12 protein-coding genes are annotated in these 17,022 nt (G+C 41.2%); 9 read left to right on the top strand and 3 right to left on the bottom strand.

Going from position 1 to position 17,022, the window contains the following annotated elements; genetic code table 11:
* Positions 1-274: 274 nt before the first annotated feature.
* The gene (locus OCU78_RS08045; RefSeq protein WP_137373078.1) at positions 275-1,489 is read left to right on the top strand and encodes a Bcr/CflA family multidrug efflux MFS transporter; all 1,215 of its coding nucleotides are present in this window, start codon (positions 275-277) and stop codon (positions 1,487-1,489) included.
* Complete coding sequence (locus OCU78_RS08040) at positions 1,489-2,151, top strand: DUF2913 family protein (protein ID WP_137373079.1); 663 nt, start codon at positions 1,489-1,491, stop codon at positions 2,149-2,151. The genes OCU78_RS08045 and OCU78_RS08040 overlap by 1 nt, the downstream gene beginning before the upstream one ends.
* Positions 2,152-2,272: 121 nt before the next feature.
* Here the strand turns inward: OCU78_RS08040 and OCU78_RS08035 are convergent, their stop codons facing one another.
* Positions 2,273-3,712, bottom strand: coding sequence for a DUF2867 domain-containing protein (locus tag OCU78_RS08035; protein WP_137373080.1), 1,440 nt, complete (start codon positions 3,710-3,712; stop codon positions 2,273-2,275).
* 99 nt (positions 3,713-3,811) lie between these two features.
* Between OCU78_RS08035 and OCU78_RS08030 the strand changes: the two genes are divergently transcribed.
* From OCU78_RS08030 to nhaA, 5 genes are all read left to right on the top strand, one after another.
* Entirely contained in the window at positions 3,812-5,185 is a 1,374-nt protein-coding gene (locus OCU78_RS08030) for an MATE family efflux transporter (protein WP_137373081.1), read from the top strand.
* 123 nt (positions 5,186-5,308) lie between these two features.
* Positions 5,309-5,980 carry an ABC transporter ATP-binding protein gene (locus OCU78_RS08025; protein ID WP_137373082.1) on the top strand — a complete coding sequence of 224 codons (672 nt, stop codon included), beginning with the start codon at positions 5,309-5,311 and terminating at the stop codon, positions 5,978-5,980.
* On the top strand, positions 5,961-8,414 hold the full coding sequence (locus OCU78_RS08020; protein ID WP_167494019.1) for an ABC transporter permease: 2,454 nt from the start codon (positions 5,961-5,963) through the stop codon (positions 8,412-8,414). The genes OCU78_RS08025 and OCU78_RS08020 overlap by 20 nt, the downstream gene beginning before the upstream one ends.
* Before the next feature lie 2 nt (positions 8,415-8,416).
* Positions 8,417-9,553 carry a lipocalin-like domain-containing protein gene (locus tag OCU78_RS08015; RefSeq protein WP_137373084.1) on the top strand — a complete coding sequence of 379 codons (1,137 nt, stop codon included), beginning with the start codon at positions 8,417-8,419 and terminating at the stop codon, positions 9,551-9,553.
* A gap of 268 nt (positions 9,554-9,821) precedes the next feature.
* On the top strand, positions 9,822-10,994 hold the full coding sequence (gene nhaA, locus OCU78_RS08010; protein ID WP_137373085.1) for a Na+/H+ antiporter NhaA: 1,173 nt from the start codon (positions 9,822-9,824) through the stop codon (positions 10,992-10,994).
* Between the two features lie 76 nt (positions 10,995-11,070).
* On the opposite strand, the gene OCU78_RS08005 is transcribed toward nhaA, so the two are convergent.
* Positions 11,071-11,682, bottom strand: a complete 612-nt coding sequence (locus tag OCU78_RS08005) for an OmpA family protein (RefSeq protein ID WP_137373086.1) — start codon at positions 11,680-11,682, stop codon at positions 11,071-11,073.
* Positions 11,682-12,992, bottom strand: coding sequence for a TolC family outer membrane protein (locus OCU78_RS08000; RefSeq protein WP_137373087.1), 1,311 nt, complete (start codon positions 12,990-12,992; stop codon positions 11,682-11,684). The genes OCU78_RS08005 and OCU78_RS08000 overlap by 1 nt, the downstream gene beginning before the upstream one ends.
* Positions 12,993-13,830: 838 nt before the next feature.
* Between OCU78_RS08000 and OCU78_RS07995 the strand changes: the two genes are divergently transcribed.
* The gene (locus OCU78_RS07995) at positions 13,831-14,460 is read left to right on the top strand and encodes a TetR/AcrR family transcriptional regulator (RefSeq protein ID WP_167494020.1); all 630 of its coding nucleotides are present in this window, start codon (positions 13,831-13,833) and stop codon (positions 14,458-14,460) included.
* Between the two features lie 80 nt (positions 14,461-14,540).
* Positions 14,541-16,823: an acyl-CoA dehydrogenase gene (locus OCU78_RS07990; RefSeq protein WP_137373089.1), complete on the top strand. Its 2,283-nt coding sequence runs from the start codon at positions 14,541-14,543 to the stop codon at positions 16,821-16,823.
* Positions 16,824-17,022: the final 199 nt, after the last annotated feature.

Genomic DNA, 17,022 nt, shown 5'->3' with positions numbered 1-17,022 from the left:
CGACTGTCAGTTAGGTGTCATTGCTAGCTAGATGCCATTGTTGGTCCGATGCCATTATCAGCTAGGTTCAACTGTAAGTTTATTTATAGTGATGCTCCAACTTTTCGATCAGAATTTCCAACTGAAAGAATCTTGTTTTATTAAGATACCTCTGCGCCTTACCAAGCCGACCAAGGACAGCGTCGGCTCGTGTTATTTGACTGGTACTAGGAAAGTCTCAGCCATTATGAATACCTGATGCTGCCATCAGGTTCTAGTATTTAGTCGGAGCTATATGCAAACATCAAATCAGAACGTTGCTTCCCAGCCTCAGCAGCCCCAATTGGGTTTGTTGCTATTCTTGATCTTAGGTGCTATCGGTGCACTGACTCCACTTGCAATTGACATGTATTTACCTGCAATGCCAACGATTGCAAAAGATCTCGGTGTAACAGCTGGTGAAGTTCAAATTACCTTAACTGCTTACACGGCTGGTTTTGCGCTTGGGCAATTATTGCATGGTCCACTGGCCGATAGTTATGGGCGTAAACCAGTATTAATGATCGGTGTTGTGCTGTTTGGCATTGCATCAGTTGTGAGTGCGACAACTGAAGGTATCGACGCGTTAACCTATGTTCGTGCTGCTCAAGGTTTTGCGGGTGCGGCGGCTGCTGTGATTATTCAGGCTGTTGTGCGAGATATGTTCGACCGTGAAGATTTTGCTCGAACCATGTCATTCGTAACGCTAGTTATGACTGTTGCCCCTTTGATTGCTCCAATGATTGGTGGCTACCTTGCACTATGGTTTGGCTGGCGTTCTATTTTTTGGGTTCTGGCTATTTTTGCTGTGCTTGTGATTGCCGCGGTTGTTTGGAAGATTCCTGAAACGTTACCTGTAGAAAATAGGCAGCCATTACGCTTTAAAACGACAATGCGTAATTACTTCCGTTTGTGCCGTAATCCGGTGGCCATGGGGCTGATTTTTTCTGGCGCCTTTTCCTTTGCTGGTATGTTTGCATTCTTAACTGCGGGCTCGTTTGTTTATATTGACGTCTATGGAGTAAGACCTGATCTTTTCGGTTATCTATTTGGCTTGAACATCGTGGCAATGATTTTGATGACAAGCATTAATGGTCGTATCGTTAAAAAGGTAGGCTCACATGCGATGCTTAAGGCGAGCTTGACGATTCAATTGCTCGCGGGGTTGGGTTTATTTGCTGGTTGGTATTTAGATTTAGGCTTATGGGGAATAGTACCTTTCGTCATGCTATTCATAGGTACTCTTTCGACTATAGGCAGTAACTCGATGGGGTTATTATTAAGTGGCTACCCAAATATGGCAGGAACAGCGTCGTCTTTGGCGGGGACATTAAGATTTGGCACGGGTTCTGTTATTGGCGCGGTGGTTGCTATGCTGCCAAGTGATAGTGCAGGGCCTATGGCTATTGTGATGGCGATATGTTCTATATTGTCAGCATTGTTATATTGGACATTAGGAAAGAAGGCATAATGTCGAACTACTATATTGAAATTCAAAGGTTAGTGAACTCTGCTCTGGGTGAATTATCGGAGCTCCACAAATCTAAAAAAGCGGTCGATGCACCTATTGCAAACAACCATTATTTAGTGCGGTGGGTAACGAAAGCAATGAAATCTCAAAGCTTCGATCGTTGCATCGTTGCTGATTTGACTCGCTGGCAAAAACAGGGTCGTTCTAAAGGGAACAAAGCTGATTTGATGTTCACCTTTAAGCGTATTTCTGCGTTTTATGCGCGCTTTTTCCCTGTAGGTGAAGAGCCTAAAGCGTTGAAAGACAGTGATGTTGAAGCCTTCATGGATAAGATGTATGAAAAAGGCTGGAGTGTTTCAAGCGAAGATGAGTTAACAACTGGTGGGAAAATACAATTTTTCACTGATGGCGATCATTCTTTTGCTCTTTGTGCAAAGCAATGTGATGACTCATTTGATGGCGAAATTATGGCAAGACCAATGAATTGGTTTGTGCGTGGTAACCATCAAGAGTTTATTGAATCTGCTATGGAAGCTGGCTTTATACTTCACAAAGTGACGGATTATAAATCAGCGGTTAAATACCATGGCGAGTACATTGTTTACCCTGAAAATCGCGGAAGCCAATTAGCTGAAATGCCTATCAGTTTAGCTGTGGATTAGATTAAAAATGCCGTTCGTTTTGAACGGCATTTTTTATTGAAAGTTGAAATTTTGATGAGAAACCGAAAGCTTAGATTTTTAGTATAGACTCTGTAATCTATTGGAATCTGAGTCTTTAAAACTAAAGTCGTTCTTCAATTGCTTTGGCTTGTTTTTCGATGGCTCTAACCATGCCTTTAAAAATGAATAAATGTGCAGGCATCATTGCGAACCAATACATTAAACCCATGAACCCTTTTGGGTGCCACCAAGCGGTAATCGTTAACTCTCTGTGTTCCCCATGTTCAGTAATCGCAAGTTCTAATCGCCCAAGCCCTGGTCCTTTCATCCCAAAGAAAAGCGAAAGGAAAGCGTTGTCTTCACATCGAATGACTTTCCAAGAGTCAATATAGTCACCAACTTTAAGGCTAGGTCCTTCAGGAGTTTGTCTGATTGGTCGTCCTCCACCAAAAAAGATATCTAACCATTCTCTTGTACGCCACAAAGCGTTAGCAAAAAAGTAACCTTGTTTTGGGCTACCGATTTGCTGAGCGATCTTCCATAAATTTTCTTGTGAGACTGAAGTTTTGATCGTAGCACCCGTTTTTTTAGGGTAGTAGCCAAAGCCTGCTTGCCAACGAGAGAAAGCAGAGGTATCGAACCCCCAAACATTACTCTTAACGAAAGTACCTTCAGCGTTGATGGCTTTCTCAACCATGCTTTCAAAGCTGATTAAGGGCTGTGGGTACTTCTCTTGTATTGCTGTGGAATTGGCAATGAAATCATGCTCTAAGCCTGCTAATAAGGCTCTACCAATACTTGAAGGTACTGAAGTTACAACACCTAACCAGTATGAAGCCATTTTCGGGGTGAGCAATGATGTAGACCACAAGCGTAATGGTCGCTGTGCAATTTTCGCTATATGTTTGAATTGGTTACGGTATGAGACAATGTTTGGTCCACCGACTTCGTAAGTTTGGTGCTTTAAAGGCGCATCATCAGCCAAACGGAGCAAATAGTGGTTTAGGTTTGAAAGTGCAATAGGGTTGGCTTTCGAATCTACCCATTTAGGTGCGACCATTATTGGTAAGTTGTAAACAAAATCTCGCATTATTTCAAAAGCGGCTGAACCTGGTCCAATGATAACTCCTGCTCTTAACTCTGTTATCGGAACGTCTTTCGACCTCAGTACTTCGCCTGTTTTTAAGCGAGCTTGTAAATGTTCAGAGTGCCCGGTTTGTGGTTGGAGAGAACTTAAATAAATGACATGTTTATTTTTTGAACCTAGCGCAGCTGCGAAATTGTTGGCTAATGTCAGTTCGTAATCAATAAAGTCATGTCCTTCTGCCATGCCGTGTACAAGGAAAAAGATAAGATCATAATTTGGGACTACATCATTTGTGGCAGTTTTATCTTCAAGATCAAGATAGATAAGCTTTAGGTTTTTATGCTGGGAGGTTCGAGCTTTTAGATAGTCGATATGTCTGGCTGCAGCTGTTACTTGGTAGCCTTGCTCAAGTAGTAATGGAAGCAACTGCGAGCCGACATAACCTGAAGCCCCTAATACAAGAACTTTCTTCATATTTGCCCCATTTAGTAATGTGGTTAAAAAGCATTCGTTGGTATAATAGCTTGAAAATTTCCTTTTATCATCAATGTCTTCCGTTAGGGTGATGCGCTCATGCTGCTTTCCAATATTCTTTATCATACAAGAGGCGATTTCCTGCGCCGCCTTATCGCAATTGCTCTGCCTATTACCCTTCAAAGTATTATGTTTTCCAGCCGAGGTTTGGTTGATGTATTAATGCTTGGTCAGCTAGGTGAAGCTGATATTGCAGCTGTTGGTGTGGCAAGCCGAGCAATGTTTGTTACAACAATTATGCTCGTTGGAGTGACCACTGGTGGCGCTTTACTTACCGCTCAGTATTGGGGGGCAGGAGATAAGCAAGGCGTGAGAGAAAGTACGGCACTAACTTGGATTGTTGCTATGTTTTTTGCAGCATTAACGGTCGCGTTTTTTGTTTCTTTTCCTGAACAAGTCATGTCTTTAACAACCGATTCTACTGAAGTGATCAGTTTAGGTGTTGAATACATGGTGATTACGTCTTTGAGTATGTTTGCCGTTGCATGTGTGAGCAGTATGGCTGTTGGCTTACGAGCAATGCACAGACCTGGCTTAAGCACCTTCTTCAGTGGTATAGGGATTCTTTCTAATGTTCTACTTAACTGGGTGCTCATTTTCGGTAACTTAGGTGCGCCTGCACTTGGAATAAAAGGGGCTGCGATTGCTACTGTACTAAGTGGGGCAATCGAAGTTGCAAGTTTATTCGGCTATTTATACTTTAAGAAGCACTTACTCGCTTTTCGTTTGTGTGATATTAACGCCGCTGCAACGATAGAAAAGGTGACGAGGTTTTTAAAGTTATCGCTGCCCACAACATTTAACTTTTTGGCATGGGCTGGTGGTTTGTTTGCTTACCACGCAATAATGGGTCAGTCAGGTGTCCAAGGTTTGGCAGCTTTGTCAGTGATGACACCGGTTGAATCTATTTCTTTAAGCTTATTGATCGGAATGTCTAATGCTGGAGCAGTTCTAATCGGGAACCAACTTGGTGCTAAACAAAACGAAGCGGTCTATTACCAAGCCTTAGGCATCAGTATTATTAGTTTCTTAACCGCTATTATGGTTGCCGTCGCTCTGTATTTTATTCAAATTCCAATTTTGAATGCGTTCAGTGCATTAACAGCAGAAACGAGAGCGCTTTCAGAAAAATTTATTGTTGTACTTAGTATCGGTATTGTTATCCGTTCTATACCAATGACGGTGATTGTTGGTGTACTAAGAGCCGGTGGGGATGTGAAATTTTGCTTGTACCAAGATTTGGTCGCGCAGTGGCTCATCGGTATCCCATTAGCGGCAGTTGCAGCTATGTACTTTGGTTTCAAGCCTGAATGGATTTACTTGTTGTTTTTAACTGAAGAAGTGATCAAATGGTTTGGCTCTTTGTACCGTATGAAAAGTAAGCGATGGATTAAAAACTTAATTGAAAATTAGAAGGAAAGCGTATAAATGATGCAACATTATGCTTATGGTGTGATCTATATGCCAAATTACTTCCTACTAACAGTGAATTAGTGTAGATTCTCACTCCAAATTCTAACTAATGTGAGCTGTTTAATGTTAAAGCTGTCAGACCTATGTAAAGGCTATGTAGATGGGGGAGAATTCCACCCAGTTTTACAAGGTGCTGAACTGACATTAAACCAAGGTGATCAAATTGCATTAATGGGTGAGAGCGGCTCTGGTAAGAGTACGCTATTGAACCTTATTGCTGGGTTAGACATGCCAGATTCCGGTGAAATCTCTTTTCCTCGTTTTGAGATGCATAGTTCATCTGAAACAAAGCGTACGGCTTATCGAAGAAACAACATTGGTCATATCTTTCAGCAATTTAACTTGCTACCAACTCTCAATGTCGCAGATAACATTCGATTTTGTCGTCAGTTAAAAGGTTTACCTGAAGACAAGGGGCTATGGCGCCAAATATTGTCGGCTTTAGATTTAATGCCATTATTAGGGCGTTATCCTGAAGAAGTGTCGGGTGGACAACAACAACGAGCTGCTATAGCTAGAGCGCTTTACATGGAGCCTAAATTGTTACTTGCGGATGAACCGACAGGTAGCTTGGATGAACGCAACGCTGAAGCGGTAATGCGCTTACTTACTTCGCTGGCTCGAGAGCTAGAATGTACACTTTTTTTAGTGACTCATAGTGAAAAAGTGGCTCAACACATGGATGGTAAAATTCGTCTTCAAGGAGGGCAACTGCATGTTATGGCCCGTAGTTAAAGCGCTATTAGGTCATTACCGCCGTCACCCTTTACAAATTATCCTTGTGTGGCTTGGTCTTACTCTAGGTGTTTCTTTACTTGTTGGTGTAACGGCTATAAACCACCACGCTAAGCAAAGTTATACCCATGGCGAAAAACTCTTTTCAAACCCTCTTCCTTATCGAATTCGCCCAAAACACAATGCAAATAAGATCCCTCAAGGCTTTTATATTCAGTTAAGAAGAGAAGGCTTCCAACAGTGCGCACCATTTGATAACCACCGTGTTACTGCTGAAAATGGAACAAATTTGATGCTTGTTGGGTTAGACCCAGTAGCCATGCTTCAACTTCAACCTGGCATTGCACTTAAAGAACTAACGACTTTACGTTTAATGCGTCCACCTTATCCAATTCTTGTAAGTGGTGATCTTGCCGAATATATGGATTGGAGCGATGGGAGCTATATTGATTTAGCTGATGGCTCTCAACTTGGTCCACTCGTCGTCGATCAGAAAAATTTAATTAATGGCACTCGCTTAATTGCTGATATTTCTTTATTAAGAATGTTGCAGAGAAGTTCTGGTTTATCTGTTATCGCGTGCGGGCATATGTCTGCAGAAAAGTATGAATTGTTGAAAAACATGCTGCCTAATGGGCTTACGATTACGCGAAACTCTAAAGCTGAACTTGAATCATTGACGAGCGCATTCCATATGAATTTGACCGCGATGGGAATGCTTTCATTTGTGGTTGGTCTGTTTATTTTCTATCAGGCCATGTCTCTATCATTCATTCAAAGGCAGCCGCTAGTTGGAATACTACGTCAAACTGGCGTGTCTGGCTGGCAATTAGCGAAAGCATTATGCTTTGAACTTCTACTTTTAGTTCTCATGAGCTGGATTTTCGGCAATGTCTTCGGTCTGATGCTAGCCAACCAACTTTTGCCTGCCGTGTCGGCAAGTTTAGGTGACTTATATGACGCGAACGTAGGTTTATCGATTGAGTGGAGTTGGATCTGGAGTGGCTATAGCTTACTTATGGCTTTAAGTGGTGCTTTCTTAGCATGTGTATGGCCGTTAATTCGTCTTCTGCAATCACAGCCTATCCGTTTGTCTTCTCGGTTATCAATACTGCGTTTTGCTGGTTCAGAATTCATTTGGCAAGCGCTTATCGGTTGTGCATTTTGTGTAGCTGCCGTTGCGGTGTATCAAGCTCCTCAAACCCAAGAGTCGGGTTTTGCAATTATTGCACTTATGCTTGTAAGTGTGGCGTTATTTACTCCATTTATTATGTGGAAATTATTTAATAGCCTTTCCTATTCACTACGCTGGGTTCGCGCTCGCTGGTTCTTTGCTGATGCTGCAGCCAGTATGAGTTACCGCGGTGTGGCCACGATGGCATTCATGCTTGCTCTTACGGCAAATATAGGTGTGGAAACCATGGTCGGGAGCTTCCGCGATACGACTGATAAGTGGCTTACGCAGCGATTAGCGGCAGACTTGTATATTTATCCAACGAACAATGCTGCAGCTCGAATGAGTAATTGGTTATCTGATCAACCTGAAGTTGATTCGGTATGGTGGCGTTGGGAGAAAGACATAGCAACTCCTAAAGGCAGTGTTCAAATTGTAAGCACGGGTCCTTCAGAAGGCGAACTTGACGCTCTGACGATTAAACTTGGTATTCCTAATTACTGGTATCACTTACACCACTCGAAAGGTGTTTTAATCAGTGAATCTATGTCCCTTAAGTTGAATATTCGCCCCGGTGACTATATCGATCTGTATGACAATTTAGGGAATGGCTGGCAAGTAGTTGGTGTTTATTATGATTATGGTAACCCTTACCATCAAGTCATGATGTCCCACCGAAATTGGTTGTATGGTTTTGCCGGGCGAGGGAATGTTGGTCTTGGTGTTGTTATTAAAGATGGAATAAACCCTCAAGGTTTACGAGATCGTCTTGAAAATGTATTTAGGTTGAGTTCTGAACGGGTTTTCGATAACAACAATATTCATAATCAAGCTATGAGAGTGTTCGATAGAACCTTCGCTATTGCAGATACTCTAGGTAACATTACTCTGATTATCGCTGTTTTTGGCATTTTCTTTGCGACAGTTGCAGGTGAGGTTTCGAGGCAGCGCCATATTTCACTGTTACGCTGTCTAGGCATGTCTGGTAAAGAGCTTGTCTTAGTCGGCAGTCTACAGCTACTCGTTTTTGGACTCATTGCATCATTAATTGCTGTGCCGTTAGGCTTGGCTTTAGCGACCTTGATTGTTGATATTGTTATTAAGCAATCTTTTGGTTGGTCGTTGGGTATTCAAGTGATTCCTTGGGACTATTTTGTGACTTTCGCGTGGGCGATGGCCGCTTTAATGCTGGCAGGGGCTTTACCCGTTATTAAGATGGTAAGAAATACGCCGATGAAATCATTGAGGGATGCACTTTAATTATGTCTCAACGATCTAAGTCTCAACGACCAAAACTTCGTGTTTTATCGTACCTACTTGTTATTACTTTCTTCGGCATAATTCTAAGTGTTGGCACTTATTACTCATATTATGCTCAAGTTGGAGAAAGAGGCGTTAATGAAGTCAATGCAGTCTTAATGAGTGAGAATAAAAAAGTATTTGAACCAGTGCTGCCAGATCGCAACATATCGTTACCGCAAGACTTCCAATTTCATCCTGATTTTCAACACGAATGGTGGCATTACTTTGCTAACGTTGAAGATGAAAGTGGAGAAAAGTTTTCTATACAATGGAGCTTCTTTCGTATAGCAACCGATGAAAGGGAAACAACCGGTTGGCAAAGTCCTCAGCTATTTATATCGAATGTTGTTATTACATCTAAATCTCAAGTGTGGAAAGAGCAAAGGCTAGCTCGCGGTGGTATTGGGCAAGCGGGGATGAACAATCGGCCGTTTAGAATTTGGATTGATAATTGGAATTGGCGTTCATTAGGCACAACTCCTTTTCCTGGTCGCTTGAGCATTAGCACAGATACTTTTGGAATAGAGCTAAACAGCATAACTAAAGGTCCCTATGTACTGAACGGAGAGAACGGATACCAAGAAAAGCATGACTTGTTGCCTGTTGCTTCTTATAGCTTCAGTGCGCCATTTTTATCGCTGAATGGTTCACTCACATTAGAAGGTGAAACTAAAGTTGTATCTGGCACGGCTTGGTTGCAAAAGGAGTGGGGCAGTGGCTTGCTGGGAGAAGGGCAGCAAGGCTGGGATTGGTTTGTCTTTAACCTAGAAGATGGATCTTCTTTAAGTATCAATCGTTACCGCCACAATCAACAACTACCTTATGTATTTGGTACCTTAGCGACACGTTCCGGCAGAGTCTTCCAGTTAACGGAAGCGGATATTGAGATTACTCCGTTGAACAATACTACTCTTCTTAATGGGCGACGCTTACCGTTACAGTGGATAATCAATGTACCAGAGCATCAAATTAACCTGACGACTCGAATACAGCGGCGAGATATGTGGTTGCCTTTTGTTATTCCATATTGGGAAGGACCGATAATGGCTAGTGGTAGCCATGAAGCGGTGGGTTTCATGCAACTTACTGGTTACTGATTTTTAAAGGCCTTAATTAAAGGCCTTTTTTGTATCTATTTGAAACGGATACTTACAGTCTTCTGGATCTCACGGCTACATTTCTCTTCTATACTTAGTTTATCAGTTGAACAAAGCATTGGTAAAAACGTTGTATTGTTTAGTATTTGTAGGAAAAACCGAAGTTAAACCTCTGAAGAAATGATTATTTCTTGGTTTGAGTTAGCTATAAACTCTAGGCTATTCTTTGTTATTCGTTTATTTAAATAATAAATATAAGGGCGAAATCATGAGCGATGTCATTCGTGACTTCTTTAAAATGGAATCTGCAGGCGGTATTTTACTCGTTATAGCAGCAGCAGTTGCGATGTTTGTTGCAAACTCTCCGATGAATGGTATGTATCAGGAATTTCTTCATACATACGTGTTTGGTATGTCAGTTTCCCATTGGATTAATGACGGCCTCATGGCAGTCTTCTTTTTGTTGATTGGTCTTGAGGTGAAACGTGAGCTTTTAGAAGGCGCACTTAAATCAAAAGAAACAGCAATTTTCCCTGCGATTGCAGCTGTTGGTGGTATGTTAGCGCCTGCTCTCATTTACGTTTTATTTAACTTAGGTGATCCAGCAGCAATTCAAGGTTGGGCTATTCCAGCTGCAACCGATATTGCCTTCGCACTTGGTATTATGGCGTTACTCGGTAACCGTGTTCCAGTGAGCTTGAAAGTATTCTTACTTGCTCTAGCGATCATTGATGATCTAGGTGTTGTTGTCATTATTGCGTTGTTCTATTCAGGTGACTTATCAACTCTAGCTCTTACCGTTGGCTTTATCGCAACTGGTGTGCTGTTCATGCTTAATGCTAAGCATGTGACTAAGTTGAGCGTGTTCTTATTTGTTGGTGCGATCCTTTGGTTTGCCGTATTAAAATCAGGAGTTCACGCAACTCTAGCGGGTGTTGTTATAGGTTTTGCTATCCCATTGAAAGGGAACAAAGGCGAACGTTCACCTCTGAAACATCTTGAACATGCTCTGCATCCATATGTTGCGTTTGCGATACTTCCAATATTTGCGTTTGCTAATGCAGGTATTTCACTTGAAGGTATCTCTATTGCAAGTTTAACGGGTATGTTACCGCTTGGTATTGCGTTAGGTCTGCTTGTTGGTAAGCCTCTAGGAATCTTTACATTTAGCTGGGCTGCAGTGAAATTAGGTTGGGCTAAACTACCTGAAGGGGTGAATTTTATTCATATCTTCGCTGTTTCAGTGCTATGTGGTATCGGCTTTACGATGTCTATCTTCATCTCGTCACTTGCATTCGGTTCTGCCAATGTTGAGTACGACACGCTTGCACGATTAGGTATCTTAATGGGCTCTACAACAGCCGCAATAATTGGTTACGCGCTATTGAGTGTGTCATTACCGAAAACTGGTACTGCATCAACTGCAAAAACAACGTCGTAAATTAAGCTTTAGTTAATTACTACAATGTTTAAAAACCGTGATGAGATTTATTCTTGTCACGGTTTTTTGTATCCAGTTATTTCTCTAATGTTGTAAAAATTGTCCACTCTTCAGCGACTTCTTGACTAAGACCGATTACTGTAGCGGTGACTTTTCGGTTTAATGCTTGTGTTATTGAACTGTTGTCTGAATCGGTCTGCTTAGTATCACCATAACCAACGACTCGCACTCTTTTAGGGTTAATACCATAATAAACTAGGCGATCTTGGACGTTAAAAGCTCTCTCCTTCGATAGTGTTAAGTTATGTCGAGAAGACCCCGTCTTACTTGCATACCCTTGAATTTCAATTGATGCTGCTTGGTAGGTGTTCAGAAAGTTTGCCATTGTTTTTATCTGTTCTACGAATATCGGATTAATTTCAGCCGAATTATTTGAAAATAAAACATTCAATTGCCTAATTTCTTCTGACTTTAAAATTTCCCCACATCCATCGTTGTCAACTTTGGATGATCTTGGTGTATTCGGGCAGGCATCTCTCGCGTTTATTACGCCATCCAAATCTTCGTCTTGGAGATCAAAAGTTTGTTTGGATTCTGGTGTTGCTATATAAGGTTGTTCTGAGTAAGCAAAAGTTTGGTTAAGGAAAAGAGTGAACATTGATATTAATAAAAATAGCTTTTTCATCATTAATACTCCATTTCTTGAGTCCATTCTTCAGGGATCTCGACAAGTAGGGCATTAAGTAAAGAGCCAGTTGCGTTGAGGACTCGATACTTAGCGTATTGCTCAGAATAATGGGCATCTAAATAATCTTTCCGAGCTTCAAATAGCTCATTTTCAGTATTTAATAAATCGAGTAATGTCCGTTGACCAATCCTATATTGCTTTGCATAAGCAATGACTGTTTCTGAAGCGGAATCAACGTGATCAGATAAGAATTGTTTCTGTTGCAGTGTAAGATCTAAAGCATTCCAAGATAATCTGAGCCCTTCTTCTACTTGTCTATAAGCACGGTCACGTAGATCTTTCGACTTGTTTAATTGGTAAACTGCGCTGTCAGATCGAGCGTTGTCAGCACCACCGTTGTAAAGGTTGTACTTCAGGCGAAGCATAGCTAATGTTTCTTGGCTAGAGCCTTCATTTCCTGCGGCGTCTTCTCGCCAAGTTTGAGAAGCCTCAATTGAGATGGTGGGATAATTAACGCCTTTGGATTGTTTATATTGAAAGTGAGCTGAATCTACATCAGCGATAGATATTTTTATCACCGGGTGATTATTGAATGCATACAGCACTGCGTCGTCAACGGTCAGTGGGATTTTGGTTATATCGGCTCTTGGATATACAAGCCCTAGAGGTGACTGACCTACTAGGCGCTTAAATTGAATGTGTGTGTCAAACAGGTTGTTTTGCGCCGCAAGAAGGTTACCGTGCGCTTTTGCTATCCTAGCCTCTACTTGTGAAAGATCTGCTATTGAACCGATACCTGATTCAGCTTTACGTTTGATATCTTTAAAGATTTTCTTATGTACGGATAAATTGCTTTCTGAAAGAGCAAGAATTTCATTGGCTTTGACAGCATTTAAGTATACTTCAGTCACTTCTAACGCTTTATCTTCTGCATCAGCAATTAATTGAAGCCGAACAGACTCAGCTTCGGCAGCAGTTCGATCTATATCATAGAGAGTAGAAGAACCATCCCAAAGTAATTGAGTTAAAGATATTGTGGCTTCTTTTCGAGTCAGCTCGGTATTTGAACCATTACCAGGTGTTGGGTTAATTCCTTCGTACCCGATCCCAGCATCAAGGTCGATACTGGGCTTGTAAGCCCCCCCGGAAGCCTCATGTTGATTCTTTTGGCTCATGAACTCATTGAAAATACTTTTGATTTCAGGGTTTGAGGAAAGTGTAGCTGCAACAGATTGCTCAAGTGTTTGAGACATGACCGTCGTGCTAGCTGCAATGACATAGCTAATGATAGATACGTTAAATAACCTCATAGCAGTACTCCTTTCCGTTTATTTTACAAGCGTACTTAGCTCCACTGCTGTTTGTGATGCCATTCTTAATGATGGTTTAGTTAGTTAGTAAGAAGAGTAGGTCATTAAACAAAAAGTGAGAATGAAATTAAAGAGTCTAAATACTGATTGGGGAGACCACTGCAGAGATAAATCGAATAGGTGAGAACTTCTTTTTTGGCCCAATACTTTGGGAGAGGGAGTGAACAAATTAGCTTATTACCTGCTGTTTTTTATAGAAATAACTAAGTTTTTATTCTAACCATAAGCGCATTAATTGAAAAAATTGAAGAGGAATGATTATGAGAATATGGATTTTAAATAGGTGTTCTTCAGGAATTGATATTGCATTGGCGTCTCAAAAATGAGACTAGTTCAGGGGTGTGGTTCAAACATTTGTAAAATGCACTTCATCGACTAAAGAGGTGAGTGCATATGAGCGGTAGGTGTGAGATCTTCTGGAATTCTTGCTATTCATTTGACGCAAAAAAAAGCCCAAACCAAAACGGTTTGGGCGGATACAAATATAGGAGTTAATAAGGAAAAAGCATTAAACAAAAAACAGATAGAAACAAGTTTAACGACCTGTAAAACTTCTAAATACTCTGTTTTCTATAGTAAGTATGACCCTCCAATCAGTATTCAGTTCCATCAAAAAGATTATTTTTTCAAACTTTTCAACAATACCTTCTAATTCATAAGGTTGAGAATTCTCTATTTCAACTGGTACGACCAATTTCTTAAAGTGTGATGTTGCTTGCTTGTTAATTAAATGTTTCGTGCGTATATTTCAAACAGTTGTTTAATACGAGTGATTAGAATGGCACCAAGAAATAATACTAAAGAAAAAATCTTAGATGTCGCCGAGGCTTTGTTCGCAGAACATGGTTTCAACGACACTTCGCTAAGAACAATCACGAGTAAAGCGAACGTAAATTTAGCGTCAGTAAATTATCACTTTGGTGACAAGAAAACGCTGGTCCGTGCGGTATTAGATCGGTATTTAGAGGCTTTCATGCCTGCATTACATGACGCATTGATTACTTTGAATTTGAATGAAACTTACAAAATGGAAGATGTGTTTGAGTCTTTACGCATGCCTTTAAGATCGTTAAATGACGTAAGACCAAATGGAACAAGCCGCTTTATGTTGCTAATAGGGCGTGGTTATACCGATGTTCAAGGTCATTTACGTTGGTTCATTACGACTCGCTACAGTGAAGTACTCACTCTTTTTACGGATTCAACGTTAAAGGCAAACCCAAATTTAACACCTGAGCTTTTATTTTGGAGGCTGCACTTTACGTTAGGTACTTGTGTTTTCACCATGGCTTCAAGTCAAGCTTTGGCTGAAATTGCAGAGAATGATCACGGGAAGCAAGTAGACGCGAAAGCTGTGGTCGATCTACTTATCCCATATTTGTCGGCTGGTATGTCGGCAGGTGAATAAAATTAGTAATTAAAAAAAACCGAATAATTAGAATAAATAAAAATAATCACACCAAAATAGTGAACAAAAGGATCTGAACTATGAGCTCTCTAAGACAAAAATATGTAAGTGACCCAGCTTTTAAATTCTTCAAAAAAGTACTGCCACCACTTTCAAGTACTGAAAAAGAAGCAATGGAAGCTGGCAGCGTATGGTGGGATGGAGAGCTGTTTTCAGGTAAGCCTGATTTTAAAAAGCTTCATCAGTACCCTAAACCACAACTAACTAGTGAAGAGCAATCGTTCATCGATAACGAACTTGAAACTCTTCTGGCTATGCTAGATGACCATAAGATCGTAAAAGAAGATCGCGATCTTCCTGAAGAGGTTTGGTCATTTCTTCGTAAAGAGCGTTTTTTCTCACTGATTATTTCTAAAGAGTTTGGCGGTCGAAACTTTTCTTCTTTAGCTAACTCAACCATCGTAACTAAAATTGCGACTCGCAGTATAAGTACGGCGGTGAGTGTAATGGTGCCAAACTCGCTGGGTCCTGGTGAATTACTTTCTCACTATGGTACACAAGAACAAAAAGATTACTGGTTGCCGCGTCTAGCGGATGGTACAGAAATCCCTTGTTTTGCTTTAACTGGTCCTGAGGCTGGTTCTGATGCTGGTGGTATTCCAGATGTTGGAACAGTATGTATGGGCATGCATGAAGGTGAAGAAGTACTTGGTATCAAACTGAATTGGAACAAGCGATACATTACTTTGGCTCCTGTCGCTACAGTATTGGGTCTAGCATTTAAACTTCATGATCCGGAAAAGCTACTTGGTGATAAGGAAGATGTCGGTATTACTTGTGCACTTATTCCAGCTGATCACGAAGGTGTCGTGATTGGTGAAAGACATGACCCACTGGGTCTTGCATTCATGAACGGTCCAACCCGAGGTCATGATGTGTTCATTCCGATGGAGTGGCTAATTGGTGGTGCAGACTATGCGGGTAAAGGCTGGCGCATGTTGGTTGAGTGTCTTTCTGCGGGACGTGGCATCTCATTACCTGCATTAGGTACAGCTATGGGGCATTTAACAGCACGTACAACAGGTGCTTATGCGTATGTACGTAAACAATTTGGCATGTCGATTGGTAAGTTTGAAGGCGTAGCCGAAAGCCTAGGTCGAATTGGTGGTCTGACGTATTTATTGGAAGCCACTCGAACTTTAACGACTACATCATTAGATATGAAAGAGAAGCCAGGAATTGTAACGGCTATCGCTAAATATCATATGACAGAAATGGCACGAACAATTCTTAATGATTCAATGGATATCCACTCAGGTCGTGCAATTCAAGACGGCCCGATGAACTACCTTGTTGCGCCATACCTTGGCATTCCTGTTGCGATTACAGTAGAAGGTGCGAATATCCTAACTCGTAACTTGATGATCTTCGGCCAGGGTGCAACTCGCTGTCATCCATATGTTTTAAAAGAAATGGAAGCGGCAGCTAATCCAGATGAGAAGCAAGGCGCGAAAGAGTTTGATGAACTTTTGTTTAAACATATTGGTCATGCAACGAAAAATACATTTGGCGCATTTGGTGCTGCAATAACAGGCTCTCGCTTTATTAAAGCTGATATGAGTGGACCAACTAAGCACTATTACCAAGATCTAACTCGATTGAGCCGAGCTTTGGCTGTGAGTGCCGATTTCGCAATGTTGAGCCTTGGTGGTGAACTGAAACGTAAAGAACTTATCTCTGCTCGTTTAGGTGATGGTCTTAGCTATCTATACATGGCTTCGGCAGCGCTTAAAAAATACGAAGATGAAGGTCGTCAGCAGTCTGATTTAAACTATGTGCATTATGCGGTTCAACACTGTTTCTATCATGCAGCTAAATCTTTGCAAGAAGCGTACAGAAACTTTCCAAGCAAGTTGGTTGGTCGTACATTAAAAGCGCTTATCTTCCCATTAGGGAATAAGTTTGAACAACCAAATGATGATCTTACGGTTGCTCTAGCGGAAAGTTTGATGACTCCTGGAGCACACCGTGAACGTCTAACTCACCTTTGTTACATTGGTAAAGAAGAAGATGATAGCGTAGGTCTGATGGAAGATGCCTTTAACGCAATGTATAACGTGAAAGGACTTGAAAGAAAGCTAGTACGAGCGGCAAAAGAAGGTAAAGTGGCGAGAAAAGGGCTACTTGCTGATAAACTTGCTCAAGCATTGGAAGCCGATGTGTTAACTCAGGCTGAAGTTGACCAAATAGTTGCAGCTGATAAGTTGAGATATACCGCTATCCAAGTGGATCACTTTAGTCATGACTTTAGTGAAACACTGACGAGAAAAGAGCTTAAACCAAAGCTAAATAGTGTGGCTTAGGCACTTATAAACGGCTTAACTAGAGAAAGGTAAATACTTAGCTCTCATATGTTCGCCGTTGAAATGACAAATACATTAAAGGCTCCTACTAAGGAGCCTTTTCATTTTTAATTGAGAGTAATTCTCTTTTTTAACGATAAATTATCTGATAGTGCTCCAACCACTTGCATTTTCACGACAAATTTAAAGAAATTAGATG

The sequence above is a fragment of the Vibrio gallaecicus genome (assembly GCF_024347495.1).
Classification (GTDB): domain Bacteria; phylum Pseudomonadota; class Gammaproteobacteria; order Enterobacterales; family Vibrionaceae; genus Vibrio; species Vibrio gallaecicus.
Note: the sequence above shows the minus strand (reverse complement) of the source record. Positions and strands in the feature narration are given on the sequence as shown.